We start from the raw sequence: 2,131 nt of genomic DNA, 5'->3' as shown, positions 1-2,131 counted from the left end.
CCTGTAATCAGGATATGGCTTCATGCTATGGAAGAGACGAAAAGAAGGAGTTGAAATGCTGCTCGACCACTGTACAGCAGAAAGCTACTTCTATTTTAGAAGATATGGAGAGGATTCTTTCAGAATATGGGGTGCTTGACAATGAAACCTACCGTCAGGAGATGCAGCACAATCTGTATCTTGTACAGAATCCTGAGAAGCGTATAGGCATGGTGCTGTATGAGAACATAAACAGGGTGGGGTTTGTACCGTTCCATCTGGAGAAGGCAAGACAGTATAGGGAAGCCACCATAAGCGGAGGTTACAGATTTCATGGACTGGAGGATATGGAAATGTCCACACAGCTTCTGCTGAAGGCTGCAATACTTAAAGGGGTAGGTTTTGAAATACTTGACCGTAAGGAAAACTTCATACGTCTGTTTGACGGTAAAAAGGAGGAATATGTGATGCAGGCAACCAAGACCTCTTTGGACTCATACGTGTCTGTATTGATGATGGAAAATAAGGTGGTAACGAAGAAGGTGCTGGAACGTGCCGGAATAAGCGTGCCGGGCGGTTATGAATACACGTCACCGGAGGCAGGTATGGCAGACTACCGTATGTATGCAGGGAAACCTGTGGTAATCAAGCCTAAGTCCACCAATTTCGGATTGGGTATAACCATACTGAAGCATAACTATGATGAAACGGACTTCAAGGCAGCCTTGCAGATAGCCTTTGAGCATGACAACACGGTGCTTATAGAGAAGTTCATACCGGGAAGGGAGTTCAGGATATTCATCATCAATGATGAAGTGGTAGGTATCCTTCACCGTGTTCCGGCAAACGTGACGGGTGACGGTGTTCTGAATATCGGACAACTGATAGACAGGAAGAATGAAGATCCGCTCAGAGGTAAAGGATATCGCACCCCTTTGGAGAAAATTAGAAAGGGGCGTGAGGAGGAAATGTTTCTGAAGCAGCAGGGAATGGATTTCAACACTGTACCCAAAGAGGGGGAAGTGGTCTATCTTCGTGAGAACTCCAATATCAGTACGGGAGGAGACAGCATAGATTTTACAGACGATATAGACGACTCGTACAAGGCTATTGCTGTGGAAGCTGCCAAAGCTCTGAACGTGAAGATTACCGGGCTGGATATGATGATACAGGATATTCATGCTCCTGCCACACCGGATAACTATGCGATCATTGAAATGAACTTCAATCCTGCCATACATATACACTGTTATCCGTTCAAGGGCAAGAACAGACACCTGAACCATAAGATGATCAGGGCTTTGGGATTTTAAAGACAGTGCAGACAATAAAAAGGATATAACCTATCCTTTTTATTATAGGTTAAACCAACGTATATTTACGATTTAAAATATATATAATCACATGGAACATATTACATACATCGGAGAAGTTGTTGAAAAGTTGGCGGATCATTCGTCATTCCCTGAACTTTTCATCAAATATGAAGAAGGAGACCCGATACCTTCAGGTAAGGCCATACATGAGATAATAGAACTTTGCCGTGCAGTCCTGTTTCCGGGATATTATGGAAATCATACGGTAAACAGCCAGACACTCACTTTTCATCTTGGGGTGACACTGGAGAAGCTGAGCAATATCCTGACGCAGCAGATACAGGCGGGTATGCTTTTCGGAAATGAGAATATGAAGGAAAGGATAAAGGGAACTCCCTGCTGCCAGACGGCAAGAAAGTATGCCGAGAGGTTCATACGGAGCCTTCCCGAAATGAGAAGGGTGCTGGCAACGGACATTCATGCAGCCTTTGACGGAGATCCGGCAGCTACCTGTATAGGAGAGATAATATCCTGCTATCCTGCCATCAGAGCCATTTCAAACCACAGGATTGCCCACGAGCTATATAAAATGGAGATACCGCTCATACCGAGAATTATCAGTGAGCTTGCCCATTTTGAGACAGGGATAGATATTCATCCGGGTGCTGAGATAGGAGAATATTTCAATATAGATCATGGAACCGGAATCGTGATAGGGCAGACTTGTATCATCGGGAATCACGTCACACTGTATCAGGGTGTCACACTCGGTGCAAAAAGTTTCCCGACTGACGAAAACGGAAATCCGATAAAGGGAATACCACGCCACCCCATAT

General features: G+C 44.7%; 2 protein-coding genes. Both read left to right on the top strand.

Features of this window, described 5'->3' with window-relative positions; translation table 11 throughout:
* Window positions 1-1,292: bifunctional glutamate--cysteine ligase GshA/glutathione synthetase GshB (gene gshAB / locus AB5903_RS13410; protein WP_368117937.1), on the top strand; the 1,292-nt coding region annotated here is incomplete at its 5' end.
* A gap of 91 nt (window positions 1,293-1,383) precedes the next feature.
* On the top strand, window positions 1,384-2,131 hold a 748-nt coding region (locus AB5903_RS13405; RefSeq protein ID WP_368117936.1), incomplete at its 3' end, for a serine O-acetyltransferase.

This window comes from Bacteroides sp. 2201st1_D9_2201SCRN_220225 (assembly GCF_040928965.1).
GTDB classification, from domain to species: domain Bacteria; phylum Bacteroidota; class Bacteroidia; order Bacteroidales; family Bacteroidaceae; genus Bacteroides; species Bacteroides stercoris.
This window is presented reverse-complemented; position numbering and strand designations above follow the sequence as displayed.